Raw genomic sequence first — 22489 nt, 5'->3', positions numbered from 1 at the left:
GGGTTCAAGGAACCCCGGGGCGCGCAACTGCCGTACGGACGTCAGGCCTTGGGGCCCGCGGACTGGACGACCTCGAAGGACCAGAGGGTGGAGCCGGAGGCGGCGGGGCGCTTGGGGGCCTCGCCAGAGGGGCCGTTCTGGTGGGCGGCCTTCATGGGGCCCTCCATCCAGGCCTTGAAGTCCTCCTCGCTGCGCCAGCGGGTGTAGACGAGGTACTGGTCGGTGCCCTCGACGGGGCGGAGGAGTTCGAACCACTCGAAGCCGTCCGAGTTCTCCACCGCGCCGGCGCGGGAGGCGAAGCGCTGCTCCAGCACCTCGCGCTGTTCGGCCGGCACCGTCAGGACGTTGATCTTGACGACGGACATGGCGCACTCCTTCTGCTCCGGTGACTGCTTACGGGGAGCAGTCTGCTACACCTCACGGCCGGACCGTTCGGAGGCACCGGCGGTCACGGCGGGTGGTGGGGCGTCGACATGCAGGGACCGGGCCCGGGTGGAAGTCTGGAGGTAGAGCCCAGAACCCGAGGGACAGGGGAACGGTCATGGGTATCGGCGACAAGTTCCGGGACAAGGCCCAGCAGGCCGAGGAAGAGGCCAAGCAGCGCATCGGAAGCGGGCAACCGCAACAGGACGAGGCCCAGCAGAAGGCCTCGCAGGCCCAGCAGCAAGCCCAGCAGCAGGGTCAGCAGAACGTGGACGACCAGGGGAACGACATCGAGGGCCAGCGGTAGCGGCGGCTGTCGAGCGGGGACGGCCGGGGCGAGTCCTCGGCCGCCCCCGTCCCCGTCCCCGCCCCCGTCCCCGTCGGCATCGGGCTCAGGCGATCCACGGCGGGAGGACGCGCTGGTCGTCGCGCGGGGCGAGGGCGCAGGCGTCGGGCGGGGTGACGGCGTCGGGGTTGTAGGCGTGGGCGGGGGACGGGGAGGCGACGACGGCGGTGAAGCCGGTGTCGGTGGCGATCTGCCGGACGGTGTCGGCGGGGAGGGCGGCGGTGTCTCCGGCGGCGAGGGTGAAGACCTCCCCCGCCAGGTCGACCCGGGCGGTGCCGGTGAGGAGTGTCCAGACCTGCTCGGTGTCCATGGCGTGCAGCGGGCCCCGGGCGCCGGCGGTCATGTCGACGTGCCAGACGGCGAGGGAGGTGGCGCCCTGGGTGGGCGAGGCGTAGGTGGTCATGACGGCGTTCGGGGTCTCGGTGCGGCGGGCGTCGGTCCGGCGGATGACGGGCATGGCGAGGGAACCCCCTAAGATGGACAATGAAGTTGTCTATATAGTCAATGAGGTTGTCTATCGTGTCAAGTGAACCGTCCCCGCCCGGCTTTGAGCTGCCGCTGCGCCTGCTGCTCGCCTTCCGGACGATCATCGACGAGCTGCACGAGCGCATCGCCCGCGAAGGCCACCCCGACCTGCGCCCGATGCACGGCTTCGTCTTCCAGGCGATCGGCCCGCACGGCACCACCGCCACCGAGCTCGGCCGCCGCCTCGGCGTCACCAAGCAGGCCGCGGGCAAGACCATCGACGGCCTGGAGCAGCTCGGCTACGTCGAGCGGGCCGCCGACCCGGCCGACACCCGGCGCAAGCTGGTCCGGCTCACCGCACGCGGGGTGGACTGCCTGCTCCGCTCGGCCCGGATCTTCGACGAGCTGCGCGAGGAGTGGTCGGCGGCCCTGGGCGAGGAGCAGCTGCGCCAGCTGGAGGACGGCCTGCGCCGACTCGCCCCCGGCGACCCGTTCCGCCTCGACACCCCGCGCTGGTTCGGGGCACCGTAACCCCGTTACCGGTCTCAGGAGTTGGGCAGACCGCCGGTCGCCAGGGTCTGGTTCTTGTACGCCTTCACGCCGGTGATCTCGGCGCCGAACCACTCCGGCGCCGAGAACGCCGCCGCCTCGGCCTCCGAGCCGAACTCGACCTCGACGGTGCGCAGTCCGGCCAACTCCCCCTGGTAGACGTCCGCGTAGACCGTGACGCCGGACGCGTCGAAGGTGTAGCGCTCCTTGACCAGCCGCGCGCCCTCGGTGGCCGGCCAGAGTTCGGTGAACTCCTGTTCCCCCAGCTCGCGTTCCACCTCGATCCGCACCGGGGAACCGGCACCGGACGCCTTGCGCTTGACGCCGAGGACGCAGCTGCCGCCGATCCGCCGCAGCCGCACCTCCGTCCCGTCGTCCTTGATCGCGATGTACCCCTGCTCGATGTGCTGCCGCACCGCCGTCTCCGGCGGCTCGAAGGCCTCCAGCAGGAACTTGCGCTCGATCTCGAGCGGCACGCCGCACCACCCCTTCCCGGTCACGCCCCACGGGCCGACGGACGAACGGACGGTCAGAACGACCGCCCCTCCCCACGGTACGGCCCCTGCGGCCCCGACGGGTCCGGACGGTCGCGCCGGTCCGCGCAGAGCGAGGAGCTGAGCCGGTTCAGGACCCCGGCGAGCTCGGCGTACCGCTGCTCGTCCCAGTCCCCCAGCAGTTCGGCGAGCTGGGTGCGCCGGGCGGCGACCAGCCGCAGCGCCGCCTCCTCCCCCGGTTCGGTGAGCCGCAGCGGCAGCCCGCCGGCCCTCGCCGCCAGCCCCCGGCCCTCCACCTCCCGGACGGCCTCCTCGATCACCGAGACCGGGACGATCCGTCGCTCGGCCAGTTCGGCCGGCTCGACCGAGCCGTGCTGGTGCATCTGGAGGAGCAGCCAGCTGGAGGCGGGCCGCAGGTCCAGCCCGGCGGTCTCGGTGATCCGCCGGAAGAGGTCGCGCCGGGCCTCGCGGCTGTTCAGCACCGAGAGGGCGCGGGCGATCTCGTCCAGCGAGGTGCGCTCGACCGGGTTGAACCCGATGGACTCGCTGAGGTCCGGAGCGGTGACGGTGGAGCGCAGCTTCTGTTCGCGCAGGAACAGCGACAGCACGAAGGCGACGACCGCGACCGGCACCGCGTACAGGAACACCCGGGTGATCGACTCGGCGTACGCGTGGTAGACGCCCGGCTGGACGGCGGCCGGCAGCTGGGGGATGACCCGCGGGTCGGAGGTGATGACCTCCGGCCGGAAGCCGGGCGGCAGCGGCACCCCCGCCAGGGCGTCGGCGAGCCGGCTGCGCAGTCCGCTCGCGAAGACCGTCCCGAAGATGGAGACGCCGAAGGAGGCCCCGATGGAGCGGAAGAAGGTGGCACCCGCGGTGGCCACGCCGAGGTCCTCGTAGCCGACCGAGTTCTGCACGATCAGCACCAGCACCTGCATCACCAGTCCCAGCCCGAGGCCGAAGACCAGGAAGTAGAAGCTCATCTCGGCGGTGCTGCTGTGCTCGTCCAGCCGGGAGAGCAGCAGCAGCCCGATGGTCGTCACGGCCGTCCCGGCGATCGGGAAGATCCGGTAGTGGCCGGTACGGGCGACGATCTGGCCGGAGCCGATCGAGGTGAGCAGCATGCCGAGCACCATCGGCAGCATGTGGATGCCGGACATGGTGGGCGAGACCTGCTGGACCACCTGGAGGAAGGTCGGCAGGTAGGTCAGCGCGCCGAACATCGCGAAGCCGACCACGAAGGAGATCACCGCGACCAGGCTGAACGTCCGCGAGCGGAACAGCCGCAGCGGCAGCACCGGCTCCGCGGCCGTCCGCTCGACCTGGACGAAGGCGAGCAGCAGCACCAGCCCGAGCACGCCGAGGCCGACGACCTGCCAGGACGTCCAGGCCCAGGTGGTCCCGCCGAGCGAGGTCATCAGCACCAGGCAGGTGGCGACGGCGGCGATCAGGACGGTGCCCAGGTAGTCGATCCGGTGCTCGCGCCGGACCTCCATCCCGTGCAGCACCGCGGCGATCACCACCAGGGCGACGATGCCGATCGGGAGGTTGATGTAGAACACCCAGCGCCAGCTGAGGTGGTCGACGAACACCCCGCCGAGCAGCGGGCCGAGCACGCTGGTGACGCCGAAGACGGCGCCGAAGAGGCCCTGGTAGCGGCCGCGGTCCCGGGGCGCGACGAGGTCGCCGACGATCGCCTGGGAGAGCACCATCAGCCCGCCGCCGCCCAGGCCCTGGAGGGCGCGGAAGGCGATCAGCTCGCCCATGTTCTGGGCGATCCCGCACAGCACCGAGCCGAGCAGGAAGATCACGATGGAGGCCTGGAAGAAGCGCTTCCGGCCGTACATGTCGCCGAGCTTGCCCCACAGCGGGGTCGCGGCGGTGGAGGCCAGCAGGTAGGCGGTGACCACCCAGGAGAGGTGGTCGAGGCCGCCGAGGTCGCTGACGATGGTCGGCAGCGCGGTGGAGACGATGGTCTGGTCGAGGGCCGCGAGCAGCATCGCCAGCAGCAGGGCGCCGATCGGCACCCAGAGGTTGGGGACGGTGACCGCCGGCGGGCCGGGCTCGCCCGCCGGGCTCCGGCCGGACGCGGTGCGCGGCTCCGTCATCGGGTCCCCGCGGGCGTCACGGCGTCCGCGCGGGGCGTCACGGCGTCTCCCCGGGCATCACGGCGTCTCCGTGGGCATGGCGTCTCCATGGGGTCCCGGGCCCGTCGGCCGGGCCGTGCGGATGATCACTCCCAGCTCACCGCGCTGGTCGGTTTCGTCCCGGTATGTTCCACCGGGTTGAGCCGAGCGTAAGCGCCGGGGACAACCGCCGCGCTCCGGGCGTTCTCGGAGGAGCCAACCCGCACCAACCGGCACAACACCCCCGCCGGGGGACGGACGCCCCTGTCCCCCCTTCGGACGGTCCTGCATAATCAGGCCCGATCGTGCGCCCGGATCCGCCGGGAACACGCGCCGAACGCGCACCGGACGATCGACCGACTGAACGAACGAACGACGACTGACCGACGACCGACCGACCGCGAAGTCGACGCGAAACCGAGGAGGACCGGCCGATGCCGGACCAGCACTGCCCGACGTGCGGCACCGCACGCTCCACCGGGTGCGGCTGCGTCCCGGACCCGAGCCTCACCGAGACCGCCGTCCTGCCGCACGTCGAGGGCCCGCCGCTGGTCCGCCCGTACGTTCCGCAGACCGCCGACCAGGTGGCCGACGAGAGCCACCCGAACGCGCCGGTGGTGGACCCGTTCGCGACCACGGTGCTGCCGCCGGTCCCCCCGGGGCAGCCCGCCCCCGGGCAGCCGGCCGCTCCCCCGCTCGGACCGGACGCGGACGCGTACGCCACCACGGTGCTGCCGCCCGTCGCCCCGGGACAGGACCCCTTCGGGTCGGCGCAGGCCCCGGCCGGCCCCGGGCAGGACCCGTTCGGCCCGGCCGCCGACGGCTACCCCAGCGCCCACCCCGGCGGCCACGGGGACGCGTACGCCACCACCGTGCTGCCGCCGGTCCCGCCCGCCGGGCCGGGCGGGAACGAGATCGGCCTCTTCGCCTTCGGGCAGGCACCCGGCGCCGGGCAGGGCCCGGACGTCGCGCGGGCCCCGGACGTGCCCGGGCCCGAGGGCGGCGGCCGGGCCGCCAGACGGGCGGCCGAGCAGGCCGAGCGGCGCCCGCTCGCCCAGCGCAAGGGGCTGCTCGCCGGGATCGGCGCCGCCCTGGTCGCGCTCACCATCGGCGTCGCGTACGCGGTGACGCCCTCCGCCGAACCGCCGGCCAAGCAGGCGCAGCCGCTGCCGACGAGCACCCTGGCGCCCGCCCCGGTGGACCCGCCCACCCTGGCGACGCCCGTTCCGACCACGGCGGCGCCGACCAGCGAGGCGCCCAGCCCGACGCCCACCGCCACCCGCAAGCCGAGCCCGACGAAGACGGTCACCCCGCCGCCGACGGCCGCACCGACCACCGAGGCCCCGGCCGCTCCCCCCGCCCCGGCCCCCACGCCGACCGTTCCCCCGGCCCCCTCCCCGACCCCGACGCCCACCACCGCCCCGACCCCGCGCGTGCTGCAGTCCGGGATGAGCGGGCCCGACGTGACCGCCCTCCAGCAGAAGCTCGCCGTCGTCGTCTGCTGGGCGAGCGTGCCGGTGACCGGGGTGTACGACGACACCACCGTGAACACCGTCGGCTACGTCCAGTGGATGTGGGCCGTCAAGGGGGACAAGCGGGGCGTCTTCGGCCCCAACACCCGTGCCGCTCTGGACTCCCACAACAGCTGCTGAGGCCGACAGGCGACGGACGACGGACGACGGACGACGGACGGATCAGCCGGTGATCGCCCCGAAGATGCTGATGCCCGCCAGCACCACCATGATCGCCGCCGCCACCCGGATGATCAGCTTCATCGGCACGTACTTGAGCAGCTTCTGGCCGCCCACGATGGCGATCCCGCCGACCGCGCACAGCGCCAGCCAGGAGCCGAGGCCGACGGCCAGCGGGTCGGCGTACTTGGCGGCCAGGTTGGCGGTCATGATCTGGGTCAGGTCGCCGAACTCGGCGATCGCGACCACCACGAAGCTGGCCCCGGCCACCTTCCAGAAGCTGTTCGAGGACGGCTCCTTGGCCGCGTGCTCGTCCTCGTCCTCGCCGCCGTGGAACAGCAGCATCGCCGCGCCGACCAGGAACAGCAGGCCGGTGACGCCCTCCACCCAACGGTGCGGCAGTAGCGAGAGCAGGTGCCCGGCGGCGAGCGCGAGGCCCACCTGGAGGGCGAAGGCGGCGGCGATGCCCGCGAAGACGTAGCTCGCGCGGTACTTGGTGCCGAGCACCAGGCTGGCCAGCGCGGTCTTGTCCGGCAGTTCGGCCAGGAAGATGATGCCGAAGGTCAACGCGGCAACGGTGAGACTCATCAGGGGTTTTCCTCGGTCGGAGGCTGCCCGGCCGCCGCGGCTCCGTCAGGGGACGCTTCGGCCCGACAGCACTGGTCATGGTCACAGCACTGCGGCCGAAGGTCTCGCCGGCACCGTTCATCGAGCGGTGCCCCGGGCGCCGGGCCCCTGAGGGCCAGTATGTCGACGGTCCGGTGGAGGGCTACTCCCCTTCAACGGCCCCAAGCGTACCCGACGGCGTCAACCGACCCCTCTCGGAAGAGCGACGAGGGCCGACGGGGACCGCCCCGCCTACCGGCCGCCCCCGTCCGGCTCGACCGCGACCAGCCCGCGCCCGACCAGTTCCAGCACCACCACGATCGCCACCGATTCCACCGCCAGCAACCCGATCAGCACGAACAGCTGCACCGCCCCCGCCTGGACCGGCGAGGACCCGCCCAGCAGCATCCCGACGAACGCCCCGGGCAGGGTCACCAGGCCGACCGTCCGGGTCTGGTCCAGCGCCGGGACGAGCGAGGTCGCCGCCGCCGTCCGGCAGATCTCCAGCCGGGCGTCGCGCTCCTCGAAGCCGAGCGCCAGCGCGGCCTCCACCTCGCCGCGCCGCAGCCGCAGCTCGTCCAGGGCCCGCCGCCCGGCCAGCGAGGTCGCGCTGAGCGCGCCGCCGATCAGGATGCCCGCGACCGGGATGACGGACAGGCCCTCGGCCGGCAGCAGTCCGACGCCCAGCAGCAGGGCGAGCACCGGCAGCACCCCGGCACCGATCGGGGCGGCCGCCCAGACCCAGCCCGGGCCCGGGGTCATCCGCCGGCCGGCGGTGCGCACCGCGACCGAGAACATCACCAGCACGAACAGCGCCGACCACCAGAGCGAACCGACCACCCAGCTGATCACCGCGGCGACGGCCGCCAGCTGCACCACCGCGCGCAGCCCGGCCCGCAGGACGGCGTGCCCGTGGCCGAGCAGGCCCCGCCCGGCCACCGCGACGGCGGCCAGCAGCAGCACCGCGGTGACCACCCCGAGCACCGGGGTGACCGGCAGCAGCTGGCCGCCCGACGCCGCCAGCGGCACCGGCACCGGCACCGGCATCAGATCCAGCTGGTGAACCACATCCGGTCCTGCCAGGACGACATCGGGATCACCTCCGCCGTGTACAGCGGGTAGAAGAAGGCGAAGCAGCCGACGATCGCGAGCACGACCGCCCCGGCCCCGATCGCCCCGATCCGGCGGCGCTCGGGGCTGCACCCGGCCGGGCCGAGGATCGCCCCGAGCATCTGGGCGACGGCCAGGCAGAGGAACGGCACCAGCACGACCATGTAGAAGGAGAAGATCGTCCGCTCCTGGTAGCGGAACCAGGGCAGGTAGACCGCGGCGACCGCGCACAGCACCGCGCCCGAGCGCCAATCCCGCCGGAAGAACCAGCGCCACAGCAGGTAGACCAGCGCGAAGCAGGCCGCCCACCACAGGAACGGCGTGCCGAGGCCGAGGATCTGCGCCGCGCAGCCGCCCGAGGCGGTGCAGCCGTGCTGCCCGTACGGGATCTGCTCCCAGTACATCGAGACCGGGCGGCCGTCGACCAGCCAGGCGAAGGGGTTGGACTGGTAGGTGTGCGGGGTGCTCAGGCCGGTGTTGAAGTCGTACATCTGCGCGTGGTAGTGCCACAGGCTGCGCAGCGGCGCCGGCACCCAGCCCATCGGGACCTGCGGCAGCGGGATGCCGAGGACGCTGTCCGGGGAGAGCCCGGCGCGCCCGTCGGCCCAGTGCCGGTCGTAGCCGCCCCCGCCGTTGGCGCCGCTGCCTCCGGTGGCCAGCCAGCCGCTCCAGGCTCCGACGTACACCACCACGGCGGAGCCGACCATGGCGAGGAAGGCGGGGACGGCGTCCAGGCGCAGCATGGAGCGCCAAGGGCGGCGGGCGCCGGCCCCGCGGCGGCCGGACTGGTCCCACAGGACGGTCAGGATGCCGAAGGCGGCGAGGATCGGGGCGCCGTTCCACTTGACCGCGCAGGCGGCGCCGACGAACACCCCGGCGGCGATCCGCCAGGGGCGCCAGCCGAGCCGGACGGCGTCGGCGTCGGCCGCCCCGGCGAGCCTGGCGCGGACGTGGTCGCGGTCGACCAGCAGGCTGCCGAAGGACGCGAGCACGAAGAACATCTGGATGCCGTCGAGCAGGCCGACCCGGCTCATCACCAGCTGGAGGCCGTCCACCGCCATCAGCAGCGCGGCGGTGCAGCCGACCAGGGTGGAGCCGAAGAGACGGCGGCCGATCCGGGCGAGCATCAGCACGGCGACGGTGCCGAGCAGGGCGGTCATGAACCGCCAGCCGAAGGGGTTGAGCCCGAACAGCTGCTCGCCGGTCGCCATCACCCACTTGCCGAGCGGCGGGTGCGCGACGAACTCGGGCGCGGAGCCCAGCGGGATCGACTGCGGGACGGAGAGGATGTCGGCGTTGGCGTGGTCCGGCCAGGTGCCCTCGTAGCCCTGCTGGAGCAGCGACCAGGCGTCCTTGGGGTAGTACGTCTCGTCGAAGACGAAGGCGTTGGGGTGGCCGAGGTTCCAGAACCGCAGCAGGCCGGCGAAGAGCGCGACGGCGATCGGTCCGAGCCAGCCGGAGCGGTCGGCCGCCCAGCGGACCAGGCCCCCGCGCGGGGCCGGGGCCGGGGCGGCGGAGGTCGGGGCCGCCGGTGGGTGCGTGAGCGCCGCTTGCGTCATAGCCTCGCCGATTTCGCCTGTCTGCTCTGCCCGGGGCCTGGCTCCGCCCGGGTCGCGCCGCGCCCGCCGGGGCCGGGCGGTCAACAGCCACTGACACTATGTGGCGGTGCCCGCGAAGCCAAGCGCGACGGGCGCCGACCAGGTGACCTGGTCGGCGCCCGTGACGAACACCCGTGCGGGCCGTTCCGCTACGCGGCGGTCTGCAGTTCCCGGACCGGGACGGCGTGGACCACGGCCGGGGCCGCGTTGTCCTGCTCCGGCGTGAGGTACGGGCGCAGCCTCAGCGCCAGGACGACGATCAGCACCGTGGAGCCCGCCATGGCCGCCAGGTAGAGCGGCCAGGCGCCGGAGCCGACCAGCAGCACGCCGACGGCGGGGCCGACCGCGATCGCGATCTGCTTCACCAGGGAGTACCCGGCGTTGTAGGTGCCGAGCAGCCGGGCCGGGGCGAGGTCCGCGACGATCGGGCCCATGGTGGGCGCGAGCAGCGACTCGCCGACGCCGAAGAGGGCGTAGATCGAGACGATGGCGACCGTGGCGGCCATGGTCTCCGTCCGGATCAGGCCGGCCACCAGGGCCATCGCCCAGGCGCCGAGCCAGACCACGCCGGCCGCGGCCATCGCGGTGGTGCGGCGGCGGCGCGCGGTGATCCGCACCATGAACATCTGCAGCACCACGATGGTCAGCGCGTTGGCGCCGATCGCGAAGCCCAGGGTGGAGGGCGCGGTGCCGACGGTGGAGGTGGCGAAGGCCGCGACACCGGACTCGAACTGGCCGTAGCAGGTGAAGAAGATCAGCCCGGCGAGCAGGCAGAGCCGCAGCATCGCCTTGTCGGCGACCAGGGCGCGCAGGCCGGTCGGGCCGTCGGCCTTCTCGTGGACGGCGGTCAGCTGGACCTTGGATATCCGGGCGGTGCCGGTGACCAGGGCGAGGCCGAGGAACGTCGCCGCCTCGATGGTGAACAGCCGGGTGAGGCTGGCCGGGTCGGACACGTTCACGATCTGCCCGCCGACCAGCGCACCAATGCCCATGCCCAGGTTGACCAGGGTGAACTGGAGCGCGAAGGCACGCGAGCGGGTGGCGGCCGTGGAGCAGCGGACGATCATGGTGGCGAGCGCCGGCTGGCAGGTGGTGACACCCGCGCCGAACAGGAAGGCGGAGACCAGCAGGGCCGGGGTGCCGGTGGCGTGGCCGAAGGCGAACGCGCCGGTGGCGGCGAGCGCCGTACCGGCCAGCAGCACCGGGCGGGGGCCGTACTTGTCGATGCCGCGGCCGATGAACGGGAGGACGGCGAGGGCCGCCAGCGCGAAGAGGGTGAACACCATCCAGGCGACCATCGACCCCAGCCCGCGCACCTGGTCCACGTACACGAACATGTACGGCATCGTGAACCCGCTGCCGAACGCACTGAGTGCGTTGCCGATCTGGACGCGGCGCAGCGGGCCGCCCGCTCCACGCCGCTGCCTCTGCTGCTTCACCGTGCCGGTCACCGTGCACATCCCTTCCTGGTTTCAACTGGATACTCTTAAGTCCAGAAGATTTCAGAGCTAAAGTTTGACGAGATAAAGTCTTAGCACCGGAAGAGTGCGGAGTCAAAGGCTTAAGGAGTGCACGCTCGTGCGACACTGGTCCGCATGACTACGGACAAGCCGCGGCCGGCCACTGACAAGCCCGCCCCGGCCACCCCCCTGGAGTTCGGCATCGCCGAGCAAGTGGCCCTCTACCAGCGGGAGTTCCCCACGGTCGACCCCCAGGTGGAGACCATCGTGCAGACCCTCAACCGGGTCTCCCGGCGGATGGGCGTGGCGTACGACCGCCAGCTGACTGTGCTCGGAATCACCTCCGCCGAGTGGGAGGTGCTCAAGGCCCTGGTGGTCGCCGGCAGCCCGTACCAGCTGGGGCCGGGCGAGCTGGCCAAGCGGCTCGGGCTCACCCCGGCGGCGATGACGCACCGGATCGACCGGATGGTCGCCGACGGCCTGGTCACCCGGGAGCGGGACGAGAACAACCGGGTGCGGGTGATCATCGAGCTGACCGAGACCGGCCGGGACAAGTGGCTGGAGTCGATGCGGATGGCGGCGGTGTTCGAGGAGGAGCTGCTCCAGGACGTCGCGGGCGAGGACCGCGCCGCACTCTCCGCGATGCTGGGCCGGATGCTGCGGCGGATCGAGGAGAGCCGGCCGGACGCCCCCGGCCGCACCCCCGGCCAGGCGTAGCCCGGCACTGGGAACACAAAGGAGCCCGGGGCCGGGAACGCGGAGGATCCCGGGGCCGGGAACGCGGAGGATCCCGGCCCGCCGGATAGTCGTTAGCTTCCAACCCTTCTATATGACAATCTGCCTGGCTCTGGAATGATCCTGATGCTCCGTTACCGATTGGGCTCCACCATGCAGATCAAGCGCACCTCCGCCCTGCTCGCCGCCGTCGTCGCGGCCGGACTGGGGCTCACCGCCTGCAACGGCGACGGTTCGTCCACCGCCGCCCCGAGCACCGCCGCGAGCACCCCCGCGGCGGCCGCTCCGACGACCCCGGCCGCCGCCTCCTCCGCCCCGGTGTCCGCGCCCTCCGCCCCGGCGACCGGTGCCCCGGCCGCCACTCCGTCCGCTCCGTCCGCTCCGGCGCCGGGCGGGACCGCGCCCGCCACCGCGGTCCAGAACGGCAAGACCAGGCCCGCCGACCTTCCCGCCGACATCCCGCTCCCCACCGGGAAGATCACCACGGTCAACGGCGCGACCGGCGGCTACCTCATCACCTGCGAGGCCGCCGACGGCGACCTCGCCGCGTACCAGGCGGCGCTCAAGGCCGCCGGCTTCGAGGTGTCCCCGGTGGGCGACGGTTCGGTCCTCGCCGAGAAGGGCGAGAGCAACCTGCTGATCACCAGCTCGTCGACCACGATCACGGTCACCTACGCCAAGATCTGAGCGGCCCGACACAGCGGGCGGCCCCGGACGAGGTCATTCCTCGTCCGGGGCCGCCCGCGTTCGGTGCGAGGGTCCGTCAGGCCCCTCGGTCAATCGGTGGTGCGGGTCTCAGCAGGGGCCGTTGTCGGTCCAGACGCCCCACTGGCCGCTCTGGCTCGGGTCGTCGCCCTTGGTCCACCACTTGTTGGTGTAGTAGTGGCCCTTCCACGAGACCTTGGTGCCGCCGGCCGCGTAGGTGGTGTTGGCGTCCCAGCTCGGGGCGGCCGGGCAGGAGGCCGGCGTGGTCGGGGTGCCGGTCGGGGTCCCGGTCGGCGTGCCCGTGGGGGTCCCGGTCGGGGTGCCGGTCGGCGTGCCGGTGGAGGTCGGGGTCGGCGTGCCGGTCGGCGGGGCCGGGCAGGCGGACGCGGAGCCGTTGGTGGCGCTCACCATCTTGTCGAACAGGGCGGTCTTGGTGCCCAGGTCGTACAGCGAGAAGGCGAAGGCGCCGCCGAGGCCGTTGCAGTGCGCGTAGTCGAGCTTGGCCTGGATCGACTTGGCGTCCTCACCGCTCCAGAAGGTGTTGCCGTCGTAGAAGTACGTGGCCTGGGCCGCGTCGTCCCAGAAGGTCTTGGACGGGTTGTCGACGAAGCCCGCGAGCTCCTTGAACATCTGGATGCCGGGGACGTTGCCGGACATCGCCGCGCCGGCCGCCGGCTGGGTGGCGGGCTGGTACAGGCCGTGCTTGCCGTTGTCCTTCACGCCGGTCCAGCCGCGGTAGTAGAACGGCACACCCATGTTGATCTTGTTGGCGGGGAAGCCGCCGGGGATGCCGTACTCCTTGTCGCCGACCGTCCACGCCTTGATGGCGTTGTCGATGGAGTACTTGCCGTTGCCCGGCTTGGCCGGGGTCGACGGGTCGTCCGGGGTCGAGTAGAGCGCGGCCTGGTGGTTGGTCGGCCCCTGGGCGTCCCAGCCGCCGTGCATGTCGTAGGTCATGACGTCGAGGAAGGTCAGGTACTGAGCGATCTTGTCGGTCTCGACGTTCATGATCTTGTCCTGGCCGGCGCCGACCGCCGCCGCCAGGGCGTAGGTCTTCTTGTCGGCCGCGCCCTGCGCGTCCAGCTGGGTGCGGAACTCCTTCAGCAGCGCGGTGAAGTTCTGCTTGTCCGCGGGGCTGGAGATATTGCCGGTGTGGCCGCCGCCGCCCGGGTACTCCCAGTCGATGTCGATGCCGTCGAAGACGCCGGCCGCCGAGCCCGGGCCGCCGAAGCCGGCGTCGGCGGGCAGGTTGCCCTTGATGAACATGTCGATGCAGGACGACACCAGGTGCTTGCGCGAGGCGTCCGTGGCGGAGGCCGGCGAGAAGTACTTGGAGTAGGTCCAACCGCCCAGCGAGAGCAGGACCTTGAGGTTCGGGTTCTTCGCCTTCAGCTTCTTCAGCTGGTTGAAGTTGCCCGCGATCGGCTGGTTCCAGACGTCGCCGACGCCGTCGACCGAGATGTCCGCGCCGAAGCTCTTCTGGTAGTCGGCGAACGCGTCGGCGGCGCCGTCACCCGCGTTGGGGTTGTTGTCGTTCGTGTCCGCGGCCTTGGTGGCCTCGAAACACCCCAGGTCGGTCGGGTGGATGTTGGCGAAGTCGTAGATCAGGTAGTCCAGCTTCCCGGCGACGCCGGTGTCCTGGATCGTCTTGGGGTAGTACGCGTTCGCGTAGACCGACCACTGGTCGTAGTAGGCGACCTTGATGCCGCCGCTGGTGGCGGGCGCGCCGGTGGAGTTGGTGGTCGCGGCGTTGGCCGCGGCGCCGCCGGTCAGCGCGAGACCGGCGCCGAGCAGCAGGGAGGCGGTGGTGCCGGCCGCGATGGCGGCCAGGCTCTTGGGACGGCGTCGGCGGCCGCCCTGCGGAGCCGGGGTCCCGGCCCTTTCAATGCGTGAGCGCAGCATGGGTGCGTGACTCCTGGTTGTGGGGGTACCCGCCGTCCCGGGGGCGCGCGTCCGGGGTGGGGCCGGACGACCGGGACATGACAGGCATGGGTGGGGAATCGAGCGGATCAGACCATGACGGACTACCGGGATGTGCCGAACCGGCGCCGGCAGCACGAGGCCGCCGACGCCGGTTCAGGGGCTCCCTGCACCTGGGCAATAAAAATGGACTAGACCAACTCGCCCGTCAAGGGGTGCTGTTGGGCCTTGAGCCCCGCTTAAGGTTCCGCACCCGCGCTGAGCTGGGCGGCCGGGTCCAGACTCAATAGCGGACGGCGTTGGCCACCTCGGCCTTGACCGTGCCGGACAGGTCCCGGTTGGCGTGCCCGGTGGCCTGGGCGCTCTGCCCGGCGGCCACGTCCTGGACGGTCACCGCGGTCGCGTCCAGCACCTTGCCGGACTCGTCGGTGAAGTCCAGCTGGATCACGTACCGGTACGACTGCTGCCCGTGGTTGGTGACGGTCAGCGACACCTGCGGCTTGCCGTCCGAACCGGTGCTCACCGCCCCGACCGCGACGTCCCCCTTGGCGTCCAGCCCGCCCTTGATCCCGGCGACGGCCGAGGAGGCCGCCGACACCGCCGCCGAGGCCTGCGCCTCCGCCGAGGCGATCGCCGCACCCGCCCCGCCGGCCACCGAGGCCAGCGCCGAGGCGGCGGAGGCGGCGGCGCTCGCACCCCGCTCCACCGCGGCCGCCGCCCCGGAGGCCACACTGCTCGCGCTCTGGCCGGAGGAGCAGCCCGCGAGCGCCGCCGCACCGACCACCGCGGCGACCAACACCCCTGCCACCGCCCGCTGTTGGCGGCGCAGCGGCGGTGCGTCCAGGTCCTGGGCGGTGGCCCTCGGCGGGGTACAGGCCCTCGCGCGGGTGAGCGGCTGGCGGTCCATGCGGTCCCTCGTTTCCGGTCGGCGCCGGGCTGCCCGGCACACCTCCCGGCCCACCCTCCGAGGGCGGGCGGGCCTCCGCCAGCAGGGCTGCTGCCTCCGGGTGAACCGGCCTGCGGGACCCGCCTCCGCGAGGGGCCCTACGAGAGCCCCGAGCCCTCCTGCTCGTCCGCCTCCACCGCGGCCCGCTCCTCGCGCAGCCGCACCTGGTGCCGGCGCCGGGCGACCGCGCCGTACGCTCCGGCGGCACTCGCCACGAAGGCCACCAGCCCGACCCACGGCCGGTCGAAGACGTGGCCGGTCAGGTGGTCCAGCGAGTACCGGCCGGCACCGGCCAGGCCGATCGCCAGCCCGGTCGCGCCGAGGAAGGCCGGGTACTCGTAGCCGCCGGACATCGCGAAGAAGCCGGCCGGGGCGTGCACCGACACCGCGCCCGCCATCGTCCCGGCCACCACCGCGCCGGCCGCCGGGGTGGCCAGCCCGGCCACCAGCAGCGCCCCGCCGCCCGCCTCGCCGAGGCCGGCCGCGAGCGCGCTCTCCCGGGCCGGGTGGAAGCCCATGTGCTCCATGGCCTGGGTGGTGCCCTCCAGGCCGCCGCCCCCGAACCAGCCGAACAGCTTCTGGGTGCCGTGCGCGATCAGCACCCCGCCGACCGCGCCGCGCAGGGCCAGCAGGCCCAGGTCCTTACGGTTCAGGCACATGTCGCATCCTCGCTTCCGCAGCGGGCTGGTCCCGCTCGCTGGCAGTCCTGCCTCCATAGCAACCGAGAGCGCCCGTCCCTTCGAGCCGGGACCGCCATCCGGGCGAATTCGCCCCTGACCAGGAATGGAACGGCCGCCGGGGAGATTCACGCCACGCCCGGCCGCGGGGCGTGGCGCCCCGACCGCCCGGGGCCGCGCGGTCATGCTGGGCCCATGTTCGTCTTCAACCTGGGCAGCGCCTTCATCACCTTCTTCGCCGTGGTCGGTCCGCCGAAGACCCTGCTGGCCTTCGCCCGGCTGGCCGGGACCAGGAGCAACCTGGAGCTGCGGCGGCTGGCGGCGCTGTCCACGGCCATCTCGGCGGTGATCGGCCTGGTGCTCGGCTTCGGGGCCGACGAGCTGACCACCCTGTTCCACATCAGCGACCAGTCGCTGCAGCTCGCGGGCGGGGCGATCTTCTTCGTCTACGCCGTCGCACTGGTCTTCGGCGTCCACCTCGGCTCGGACGGCGAGGAGGACGAGCACCTCGCGAACCCGCTGGTGGACGGAATCCGCGAACTGCTGCTGCCGTACATCGCCAGCCCGCTCGCCATCACGGCCGTCCTGGTCGCCTCGCTCAACCAGGACAACTGGGGCTGGAAGGCCGCCGTCTCCGGGGCGTACGTGGCCGTCGCGGTGATCAACTACCTCTGCGTGGCGGTGCTCGCCCCGCTGATGCGGCGCACCCACCGCACCTCGCTGGAGGTGCTGTCCCGGCTGCTCGGGCTGCTGCTGGCGGCGGTCGGCGTCGAGCTGTTCCTGGAGGGCCTGGCCGGGCTCGGGGTGCACCTGCCGACGGGGCACTGACCCCGGCCCGCCCCCAGCCCCCCGCTCAGCCCCGCTCAGCCCCGGCTCAGCCCGCCGCGAGCCGGGCCAGCACCCCGCCGATCCGCTCGCGCACCAGCGGGTCGGCGACCAGCCCGTCCGGGCCCACCGCGCCGCGCTCCAGCGGCAGCCGGACGCAGGCCTCGTCCAGCACCGCCGCACCGGTGTAGCCGAGGACGGTGCGCAGGGTGGCCTCGGCCCCCAGACCGCGGCCCGGGCCGGCGGCGTTGATCCAGCCGGTCGGCTTGTCCGAGATCTCGACCCCGCCGACCGTCCAGTCCAGCAGGTTCTTGAACGCGCCCGGCAGCGTCCCGGCGTACTCGGGGGTGCAGACCAGCAGCGCGTCGGCCGCCCCGATCGCGGCCCGCAGCCCGGCCACCGGCTCCGGCAGCGGGTCGGTGTCGTGGTCCGGGTTGAAGTGCGGCAGCCCGGCCAGGCCCTCGTAGTAGGCGGCCCGCAGGCCCGGGGTGGCGGCCGCCACCGCGGCCGCGGTGCGCAGCACCGTCTCGTTGGTGGAACCGGCCCGCAGGCTCCCGGGCAGCAGCAGGATGTGGCGCTCGTTCGGCATGCCGGGCAACCTACCCCTTGACGTCCGCGTCAGGGCCGGCCGGCCGCGGTGCCGCGACCCGACCGCGACCCGGCGGCGATCAGTGCGGCACCACCGGCCGCCAGGGCACCGGGCTGGAGAGGATCATCGAGCTGGACGGCTGGCCGTAGCCGCCGAGCCGGTCGCACACCGCCTCGAACTCGGCCATCGTCGACACCGCGACCAGCAGCACGCAGCACGCCCCGCCGGTGACCCGGTGCAGCTGGACCACCTCAGGCCAGGTCGGCACCTCCGGGTCGCGCAGCACGCAGCGCGGGCCGTAGCACTGGATCTGGACCAGCGCGGTGATCGGCAGCCCGGCCCGGGTGAGGTCCACGTGGGCGTGGTAGCCGCTGATCACGCCCTCGGACTCCAGCCGGCGGACCCGTTCGGCCACCGCGGGTGCGGACAAGCTCACCCGGCGGGAGAGTTCGTTGTACGAGAGCCGGGCGTCGGCCTGGAGCTCGGCGAGCAGACGGCGGTCGACGGCGTCCAAGGCGGCCTCCCGGGTGGTCGGGATCAAGGGATTTCCATTCGTAAAGCGAATCGGCGGAACGCCTCGCGAACGACAGCTCCGAAGGCGGTTGTGATGCCCGTCGACCATTCAAGCGGGGGGCACCGCCGCCGCACAATGGGCACCCGGTGGAACCCGGCAGTCCGGCTGGTCCACCGGACCGGGCGACGCGGCCCGGAGGATCTGGAGGGATCGGGATGGGGCACGACACGGTGGAGACGCCCAACCTGTCGTTCGGCCGGGGCGGAGCGCCCGGCCGGGGCACCCCGTACGCCGAGTACGTACGCCTGGAGGAACTGCACGGCCTGCAGCACCCGCGCAGCAAGGAGCCGGCCGAGCTGTCGTTCATCGTCACCACCCAGGTGATGGAGCTGCTGTTCGACCTGCTGCGGCACGAGTGGACGCTCGCCCGGCAGGCGCTGCGCGAGGACGATCTGACCGCCGCCCTGGCCGCGCTGCGCCGGGGCACCCACGTCCAGGACGTGCTGGTGGAGTCCTGGGACCTGCTGGCCACCATGACCCCGCACGAGTTCAACTCCTTCCGCTCGCTGTTCGGCGAGGCCTCCGGCTTCCAGTCCGCCGCCTTCCTGCGGCTGGAGTTCCTGCTCGGCAACAAGAACGCCGCGCTGCTGGCGATGTACGACGGGATGCCCGACACCCGGGCCGAGCTGACCGAGGCACTGCGCTCCCCCGGCCTGTACGACGAGGCGCTGGCGCTGCTGGCGCGCCGCGGCCTGGCCCCGCACCCGGCCCCCTCCGAGCAGCGCTACCAGCCGTCGGCGGAGGTCGAGGCGGCCTGGCGGCGGGTGTACACCGAGCCGGAGCTCGCCGCGCTCCGGCCGCTCGGCGAGGCCCTGCTGGACGTGGCCGAGCGGGTCACCCGGTGGCGCCAGCGCCACCTCTCGGCGGTCAAGCGGACCATGGGCGGCAAGCCCGGCTCGGGCGGCTCCAGCGGGCTGACCTGGCTGCGCAAGTCGGCCGAGCAGGACGTCTTCCCGGAGCTGTGGACGATCCGGGACGGGCTGTGACGGGCACAACGGGTACGGAACGGGACGGGCAGAGGATGACGAGGGAGGGACGGGCAATGACCACGCGCGAGGACTGCGCGGCGCTTGACGCCGCCGACCCGCTGGCGGCGTTCCGCAAGGAGTTCGCCCTGCCGGACGGGGTGGTCTACCTGGACGGCAACTCGCTGGGCGCGCTGCCGGCGCGCACGCCCGAGCGGGTGCGCCGGGTGGTCGAGGAGGAGTGGGGCCGGGAGCTGATCCGCAGCTGGAACGACGCCGGCTGGTTCGAGCAGCCGTACCGGCTGGGGCGGCGGATCGCGCCGCTGGTCGGCGCCGCTCCGGCGGAGGTGGTCGTCTGCGACACCACCTCGGTCAACCTGTTCAAGGTGCTGTCGGCCGCGCTGCGGCTGCGCCCGGGCCGGCGCACGGTGCTCGGCGACGCCGAGGCCTTCCCGACCGACCTGTACATCGCCGAGGGCGTGACCGGCCTGGTCGAGGGCGCGCGCAGCGCGCTGATCCGCCCCGAGGAGCTGGACCGGCACCTGGACGGGGACGTCGCCGCGGTCGTCCTCTCGCACGTCGACTACCGCACCGGCGAGCTGCTGGACATGCCCGGGATCACCGCCCGGGTGCAGGCCGCGGGCGCCCTGATGATCTGGGACGTGTGCCACTCCGTGGGCGCGCTGCCGGTCGGACTCGACGCCGCCGGCGCGGACTTCGCGATCGGCTGCACCTACAAGTACCTGAACGGCGGCCCCGGCTCGCCGGCCTTCCTGTACGTCGCCGAACGGCACCTGGCGGCCGGCCCGCTCCAGCCGCTCAGCGGCTGGTTCGGCCACGCCCGGCCGTTCGCCTTCGAGCCCGGGTACGAGCCGAAGCCGGGCATCGGCCGGTTCCTGACCAGCTCGCCCTCACTGCTCGGCCAGGCCGCCCTCGGCGCCTCGCTGGACATCTGGGAGCGGGTCGACCTGGCGGAGGTGCGGGCGAAGAGCCTGGCGCTGACCGACCTGTTCGTCTCGCTGACCGAGGGCCTGGACGGCGTCGAGGTGGCGACCCCGCGCGAGCATGCCCGGCGCGGCAGCCAGGTCGCGCTGCGGCACGCCGACGGCTACCCGGTGGTGCAGGCGCTGATCGAGCGCGGGGTGATCGGCGACTTCCGCGCGCCGGACCTGATGCGCTTCGGCTTCACGCCGCTCTACCTGTCGTACACCGAGGTCTGGGACGCGGCCCGGCAGTTGGCCGAGGTGCTGGAGAGCGGCGAGTGGCGGGCGGAGCGCTTCTCCCGCCGGGGCGAGGTGACGTAGCCGGCCGGGAGGACCGGCCCCCGGAGCGGCGGCACGGCCCGGGGGCCGCCGTGACGCAGCTCATGCCCGGGCCGAGTTCGACCTCCGTCGTCCTTGGGGATGCTCAAGGCTGACGGAACGTCACACCCTGGGGAGGCGTGCGTGAACCTCGAACTCGGCCCGCTCAAGCCCGAACCGGCCCCGCTGCTGCTGGGCCTGGCACTGCTCTTCCTGCTGATGTGGGCGCTCGGCCGCCGTCTGCTCCCGCGGATCGAACGGGTGCAGTCCGAACGCTGGGAGGCCACCGAGGGCCGCGCCGAACGCGCCGAGGCCCTGCTCGCCGAGGCCGAGGCCACCCGGGAGGCCCGGCTGCTGGAGCTGGCCGAGGCACGGCACGAGGCGGCCCGGATCCGGGAGGAGTACGCCGAGCGCGGCGCGGCGGCGATGGTCGCGGCCCGCGCGGAGGGCATCCGCGCCCGGGACGAACTGCTCACCACCGGCCGCGCCCGGATCGCCGCCGACCGGGCCGAGGCGGCCCGCGTGCTGCGGCAGGACGTCGGCGAGCTGGCCGTCGCCCTGGCCGGCCGGGTGATCGGCGAACCGGTGCACGCCGTCGCCGCGCGACGTCGCACGGTGGAGCGCTTCTTCGAGGCGAACTAGCGTTGCCGGAACGTCAGTTCGTCAGCTCCTGGACCAGCCCGCGGTAGACCGCGAAGGCCGGCTTGGGCGTGTAGTCGTCGCGCAGCAGGCCGAAGCGCGGGAACAGTCCGGCACCCGCGCTGTCCGCGTCGCGCAGCGCGAAGAACGCGTAACCGGTGACGTGGAGTTCGGCGGCGAGCCCGGCGACCGTCCGGACCACCTCCGCCACCACCTCGGCCTGCCGCGCCTCGCTCCGCCCGGGGCCGGTGGGCCAGCCGTTCTCGCAGATCCGCAGCGGGACGTCCGGCCCGATCCCGGCCCGGGGCAGCGCGTCCCGACGGAAGCCGGTGAGCACCGCCCGTACCGCGTCGGCGAGTTGGGACGGCTGGACGGGGCGGAAGACGTCCGGGAAGAAGTCCAGGCCGACGTAGTCCAGGGCGCGGTGGAAGCGCTCGTCGGCGAGCTCCCCGAGCTCGGTCCAGAAGGTGTCCGCGGGGTCGAAGGAGGGCACCGCGTTGAAGCCGACGGCCAGCCGGTCGAATCCGTGGGCCAGCGCCTCCTCCTTGGCCGCGACCACGCCCTCGACCAGCGCCCGGCGGACGTTCGGGATGCTGCCGTCCACGGGCGGGAGGTCCAGGTTGGGCTCCTCGCAGATCTGGAGCAGGGCGAGGCGGTGCCCCTCGGTCCGGACCGTCCGCCGGACGAAGTCCAGCCAGCCCGCCAACTCCCCGCTCCGCTCCCGGTACTGGACCACCAGGTCGAGCCGGCGGCCCTCGACGGCGTACCGCTCGGGCCGCTCGGGGGTGTGCTCGCCGCCCGGGTACGAGCGGTAGGCGCGGACCAGGAACTCCCCTGCACCGCCCTGGAGTTCGCGCAGGGCGGCGGTGATCCGGGCCGGGTCGTCGGGGCGGGCGGGGGTGATCACGCCGGTGTCGTCGCCCGCCAGCCCGCCGGGATAGATGCCGAAGGTGAAGGTCATGCCGCCACCGTAGCGGATATTTTTGGTGTCACTGTAAGTTTTCAGTGACACCATGATTAGCGGATAGGATCCGGCCATGGGACTTCGCGAACTCAAGAAGCAGCAGACCCGGGAGCTGCTCTCCGACACCGCCATGGGCCTGTTCGCCGAGCGCGGCTTCGACCGGGTCACGGTGGTCGAGGTGGCCCGGGCCGCCGGGGTCTCGCCGAACACGGTCTTCAACTACTTCCCGACCAAGGAGGACCTGTTCTTCGACCGCCAGGAGGAGGTGGTCGCCCACCTGGCCGAGGTGGTCCGGCACCGCCCCCCGGGCAGCTCGGCCGTGGACGCCGTCCGGGCCGACCTGCTGGCGGCCTTCGCGAGCGGCGAGCCGACGGTCGGGCTGAACCCGGGGATCGCGGCGTTCTGGCGGATCGTCGAGGACAGCGCCGCCCTGCGGGCCCGACTGCTGGAGCTCGGCGAACGGGCCGAAGCGGCGCTGGCGGCCGCCCTGGCCGAGGAGACGGGCGCCGCACCGGAGGACCCGCTCCCCCGGGTCGTGGCCGGAGCCGTCGCGGGGGCCCACCGGGCGGTGCTCGGCGAGATCCGGCGGGCCATGGTGGCCGGGGAGCCGGCCGAGGCGGTACGGACCCGGGTCGAGGCGGCGGTGCGGCACGCCTTCGGCCTGCTCGCCTCGGGCCTCGCCCACTACCCGGCCGAGCAGTAGGCGGGCGGACCGGGGGAACGCCCGCGGCGGCGGGGACGGGAACGGCGCAGGCCGCCCGGTCGGGGTCGACTCGGGCGG

24 protein-coding genes are annotated in these 22489 nt (G+C 73.3%); 10 read left to right on the top strand and 14 right to left on the bottom strand.

Going from position 1 to position 22489, the window contains the following annotated elements; all coding sequences use genetic code 11:
- Positions 1-41 precede the first annotated feature (41 nt).
- Entirely contained in the window at positions 42-365 is a 324-nt protein-coding gene (locus tag ACFRQN_RS29275; RefSeq protein WP_117487522.1) for an antibiotic biosynthesis monooxygenase, read from the bottom strand.
- A 176-nt stretch (positions 366-541) separates the two neighbouring features.
- On the opposite strand from ACFRQN_RS29275, the gene ACFRQN_RS29270 reads away from it, so the two are divergent.
- The gene (locus ACFRQN_RS29270) at positions 542-730 is read left to right on the top strand and encodes a hypothetical protein (protein ID WP_074000814.1); all 189 of its coding nucleotides are present in this window, start codon (positions 542-544) and stop codon (positions 728-730) included.
- Positions 731-815: 85 nt separating this feature from the next.
- On the opposite strand, the gene ACFRQN_RS29265 is transcribed toward ACFRQN_RS29270, so the two are convergent.
- Positions 816-1226 carry a cupin domain-containing protein gene (locus tag ACFRQN_RS29265; protein ID WP_380743195.1) on the bottom strand — a complete coding sequence of 137 codons (411 nt, stop codon included), beginning with the start codon at positions 1224-1226 and terminating at the stop codon, positions 816-818.
- 62 nt (positions 1227-1288) lie between these two features.
- Here ACFRQN_RS29265 and ACFRQN_RS29260 point away from each other — a divergent pair, with 62 nt between their 5' ends.
- Positions 1289-1765, top strand: a complete 477-nt coding sequence (locus tag ACFRQN_RS29260) for a MarR family winged helix-turn-helix transcriptional regulator (RefSeq protein WP_259316576.1) — start codon at positions 1289-1291, stop codon at positions 1763-1765.
- 14 nt (positions 1766-1779) lie between these two features.
- On the opposite strand, the gene ACFRQN_RS29255 is transcribed toward ACFRQN_RS29260, so the two are convergent.
- Entirely contained in the window at positions 1780-2259 is a 480-nt protein-coding gene (locus ACFRQN_RS29255) for a CYTH domain-containing protein (protein WP_049650521.1), read from the bottom strand.
- Between the two features lie 53 nt (positions 2260-2312).
- Positions 2313-4385 carry an MFS transporter gene (locus tag ACFRQN_RS29250; RefSeq protein WP_380743193.1) on the bottom strand — a complete coding sequence of 691 codons (2073 nt, stop codon included), beginning with the start codon at positions 4383-4385 and terminating at the stop codon, positions 2313-2315.
- Positions 4386-4837: 452 nt separating this feature from the next.
- On the opposite strand from ACFRQN_RS29250, the gene ACFRQN_RS29245 reads away from it, so the two are divergent.
- Complete coding sequence (locus ACFRQN_RS29245; protein ID WP_380743191.1) at positions 4838-6055, top strand: hypothetical protein; 1218 nt, start codon at positions 4838-4840, stop codon at positions 6053-6055.
- A 42-nt stretch (positions 6056-6097) separates the two neighbouring features.
- Here ACFRQN_RS29245 and ACFRQN_RS29240 read toward each other — a convergent pair whose 3' ends face one another.
- From ACFRQN_RS29240 to ACFRQN_RS29225, 4 genes are all read right to left on the bottom strand, one after another.
- Positions 6098-6685, bottom strand: coding sequence for a TMEM165/GDT1 family protein (locus ACFRQN_RS29240; protein WP_049656026.1), 588 nt, complete (start codon positions 6683-6685; stop codon positions 6098-6100).
- Between the two features lie 267 nt (positions 6686-6952).
- Entirely contained in the window at positions 6953-7747 is a 795-nt protein-coding gene (locus tag ACFRQN_RS29235) for an ABC transporter permease (protein WP_380743196.1), read from the bottom strand.
- Positions 7747-9369, bottom strand: a complete 1623-nt coding sequence (locus ACFRQN_RS29230) for a dolichyl-phosphate-mannose--protein mannosyltransferase (RefSeq protein WP_380743189.1) — start codon at positions 9367-9369, stop codon at positions 7747-7749. The genes ACFRQN_RS29235 and ACFRQN_RS29230 overlap by 1 nt, the downstream gene beginning before the upstream one ends.
- Before the next feature lie 188 nt (positions 9370-9557).
- On the bottom strand, positions 9558-10859 hold the full coding sequence (locus ACFRQN_RS29225; RefSeq protein WP_234348552.1) for an MFS transporter: 1302 nt from the start codon (positions 10857-10859) through the stop codon (positions 9558-9560).
- Positions 10860-11003: 144 nt separating this feature from the next.
- Between ACFRQN_RS29225 and ACFRQN_RS29220 the strand changes: the two genes are divergently transcribed.
- Together ACFRQN_RS29220 and ACFRQN_RS29215 are read left to right on the top strand one after the other, a co-directional pair.
- Positions 11004-11585 carry a MarR family winged helix-turn-helix transcriptional regulator gene (locus ACFRQN_RS29220; RefSeq protein ID WP_049656022.1) on the top strand — a complete coding sequence of 194 codons (582 nt, stop codon included), beginning with the start codon at positions 11004-11006 and terminating at the stop codon, positions 11583-11585.
- 144 nt (positions 11586-11729) lie between these two features.
- Positions 11730-12290, top strand: coding sequence for a hypothetical protein (locus ACFRQN_RS29215; protein WP_380743187.1), 561 nt, complete (start codon positions 11730-11732; stop codon positions 12288-12290).
- 108 nt (positions 12291-12398) lie between these two features.
- Here the strand turns inward: ACFRQN_RS29215 and ACFRQN_RS29210 are convergent, their stop codons facing one another.
- From ACFRQN_RS29210 to ACFRQN_RS29200, 3 genes are all read right to left on the bottom strand, one after another.
- Positions 12399-14210, bottom strand: a complete 1812-nt coding sequence (locus tag ACFRQN_RS29210) for a glycosyl hydrolase family 18 protein (RefSeq protein WP_380743185.1) — start codon at positions 14208-14210, stop codon at positions 12399-12401.
- Positions 14211-14511: 301 nt separating this feature from the next.
- Positions 14512-15135: an FxLYD domain-containing protein gene (locus ACFRQN_RS29205; RefSeq protein WP_117487532.1), complete on the bottom strand. Its 624-nt coding sequence runs from the start codon at positions 15133-15135 to the stop codon at positions 14512-14514.
- A 137-nt stretch (positions 15136-15272) separates the two neighbouring features.
- Entirely contained in the window at positions 15273-15833 is a 561-nt protein-coding gene (locus ACFRQN_RS29200; protein WP_049660922.1) for a DoxX family protein, read from the bottom strand.
- A 213-nt stretch (positions 15834-16046) separates the two neighbouring features.
- Here ACFRQN_RS29200 and ACFRQN_RS29195 point away from each other — a divergent pair, with 213 nt between their 5' ends.
- A complete protein-coding gene (locus tag ACFRQN_RS29195; RefSeq protein WP_049660921.1) occupies positions 16047-16679 on the top strand; it encodes a MarC family protein in 633 nt (210 codons plus the stop codon).
- A gap of 46 nt (positions 16680-16725) precedes the next feature.
- On the opposite strand, the gene ACFRQN_RS29190 is transcribed toward ACFRQN_RS29195, so the two are convergent.
- On the bottom strand, positions 16726-17265 hold the full coding sequence (locus ACFRQN_RS29190; protein WP_074000809.1) for an NADPH-dependent FMN reductase: 540 nt from the start codon (positions 17263-17265) through the stop codon (positions 16726-16728).
- Between the two features lie 79 nt (positions 17266-17344).
- A complete protein-coding gene (locus ACFRQN_RS29185) occupies positions 17345-17806 on the bottom strand; it encodes an Lrp/AsnC family transcriptional regulator (RefSeq protein WP_234348510.1) in 462 nt (153 codons plus the stop codon).
- Positions 17807-17994: 188 nt separating this feature from the next.
- Here ACFRQN_RS29185 and ACFRQN_RS29180 point away from each other — a divergent pair, with 188 nt between their 5' ends.
- The 3 genes from ACFRQN_RS29180 to ACFRQN_RS29170 all read left to right on the top strand — a co-directional run bounded on the left by ACFRQN_RS29180 (position 17995) and on the right by ACFRQN_RS29170 (position 20747).
- Positions 17995-18825 carry a tryptophan 2,3-dioxygenase gene (locus ACFRQN_RS29180; RefSeq protein WP_074000808.1) on the top strand — a complete coding sequence of 277 codons (831 nt, stop codon included), beginning with the start codon at positions 17995-17997 and terminating at the stop codon, positions 18823-18825.
- Positions 18826-18881: 56 nt separating this feature from the next.
- On the top strand, positions 18882-20108 hold the full coding sequence (gene kynU / locus ACFRQN_RS29175; protein WP_380743182.1) for a kynureninase: 1227 nt from the start codon (positions 18882-18884) through the stop codon (positions 20106-20108).
- A gap of 141 nt (positions 20109-20249) precedes the next feature.
- Complete coding sequence (locus tag ACFRQN_RS29170) at positions 20250-20747, top strand: F0F1 ATP synthase subunit B (protein ID WP_158077659.1); 498 nt, start codon at positions 20250-20252, stop codon at positions 20745-20747.
- Positions 20748-20760: 13 nt separating this feature from the next.
- On the opposite strand, the gene ACFRQN_RS29165 is transcribed toward ACFRQN_RS29170, so the two are convergent.
- Entirely contained in the window at positions 20761-21705 is a 945-nt protein-coding gene (locus ACFRQN_RS29165) for a hypothetical protein (protein ID WP_380743180.1), read from the bottom strand.
- A gap of 76 nt (positions 21706-21781) precedes the next feature.
- Between ACFRQN_RS29165 and ACFRQN_RS29160 the strand changes: the two genes are divergently transcribed.
- Positions 21782-22411: a TetR/AcrR family transcriptional regulator gene (locus ACFRQN_RS29160; RefSeq protein ID WP_380743178.1), complete on the top strand. Its 630-nt coding sequence runs from the start codon at positions 21782-21784 to the stop codon at positions 22409-22411.
- Positions 22412-22489 lie beyond the last annotated feature (78 nt).

The organism is Kitasatospora sp. NPDC056800 (genome assembly GCF_042789775.1).
GTDB lineage: Bacteria > Actinomycetota > Actinomycetes > Streptomycetales > Streptomycetaceae > Kitasatospora.
Note: the sequence above shows the minus strand (reverse complement) of the source record. Positions and strands in the feature narration are given on the sequence as shown.

What these genes read in the sequence shown, in the direction of transcription:
- ACFRQN_RS29275 (WP_117487522.1), bottom strand. Translation starts at nt 365, where the DNA reads ATGTCCGTCGTCAAGATCAACGTCCTGACGGTGCCGGCCGAACAGCGC.
- ACFRQN_RS29270 (WP_074000814.1), top strand. Translation starts at nt 542, where the DNA reads ATGGGTATCGGCGACAAGTTCCGGGACAAGGCCCAGCAGGCCGAGGAA.
- ACFRQN_RS29265 (WP_380743195.1), bottom strand. Translation starts at nt 1,226, where the DNA reads ATGCCCGTCATCCGCCGGACCGACGCCCGCCGCACCGAGACCCCGAAC.
- ACFRQN_RS29250 (WP_380743193.1), bottom strand. Translation starts at nt 4,385, where the DNA reads ATGACGGAGCCGCGCACCGCGTCCGGCCGGAGCCCGGCGGGCGAGCCC.
- ACFRQN_RS29245 (WP_380743191.1), top strand. Translation starts at nt 4,838, where the DNA reads ATGCCGGACCAGCACTGCCCGACGTGCGGCACCGCACGCTCCACCGGG.
- ACFRQN_RS29235 (WP_380743196.1), bottom strand. Translation starts at nt 7,747, where the DNA reads ATGCCGGTGCCGGTGCCGGTGCCGCTGGCGGCGTCGGGCGGCCAGCTG.
- ACFRQN_RS29230 (WP_380743189.1), bottom strand. Translation starts at nt 9,369, where the DNA reads ATGACGCAAGCGGCGCTCACGCACCCACCGGCGGCCCCGACCTCCGCC.
- ACFRQN_RS29220 (WP_049656022.1), top strand. Translation starts at nt 11,004, where the DNA reads ATGACTACGGACAAGCCGCGGCCGGCCACTGACAAGCCCGCCCCGGCC.
- ACFRQN_RS29215 (WP_380743187.1), top strand. Translation starts at nt 11,730, where the DNA reads ATGCTCCGTTACCGATTGGGCTCCACCATGCAGATCAAGCGCACCTCC.
- ACFRQN_RS29210 (WP_380743185.1), bottom strand. Translation starts at nt 14,210, where the DNA reads ATGCTGCGCTCACGCATTGAAAGGGCCGGGACCCCGGCTCCGCAGGGC.
- ACFRQN_RS29205 (WP_117487532.1), bottom strand. Translation starts at nt 15,135, where the DNA reads ATGGACCGCCAGCCGCTCACCCGCGCGAGGGCCTGTACCCCGCCGAGG.
- ACFRQN_RS29200 (WP_049660922.1), bottom strand. Translation starts at nt 15,833, where the DNA reads ATGTGCCTGAACCGTAAGGACCTGGGCCTGCTGGCCCTGCGCGGCGCG.
- ACFRQN_RS29195 (WP_049660921.1), top strand. Translation starts at nt 16,047, where the DNA reads ATGTTCGTCTTCAACCTGGGCAGCGCCTTCATCACCTTCTTCGCCGTG.
- ACFRQN_RS29190 (WP_074000809.1), bottom strand. Translation starts at nt 17,265, where the DNA reads ATGCCGAACGAGCGCCACATCCTGCTGCTGCCCGGGAGCCTGCGGGCC.
- ACFRQN_RS29180 (WP_074000808.1), top strand. Translation starts at nt 17,995, where the DNA reads ATGGGGCACGACACGGTGGAGACGCCCAACCTGTCGTTCGGCCGGGGC.
- kynU (WP_380743182.1), top strand. Translation starts at nt 18,882, where the DNA reads ATGACCACGCGCGAGGACTGCGCGGCGCTTGACGCCGCCGACCCGCTG.
- ACFRQN_RS29165 (WP_380743180.1), bottom strand. Translation starts at nt 21,705, where the DNA reads ATGACCTTCACCTTCGGCATCTATCCCGGCGGGCTGGCGGGCGACGAC.
- ACFRQN_RS29160 (WP_380743178.1), top strand. Translation starts at nt 21,782, where the DNA reads ATGGGACTTCGCGAACTCAAGAAGCAGCAGACCCGGGAGCTGCTCTCC.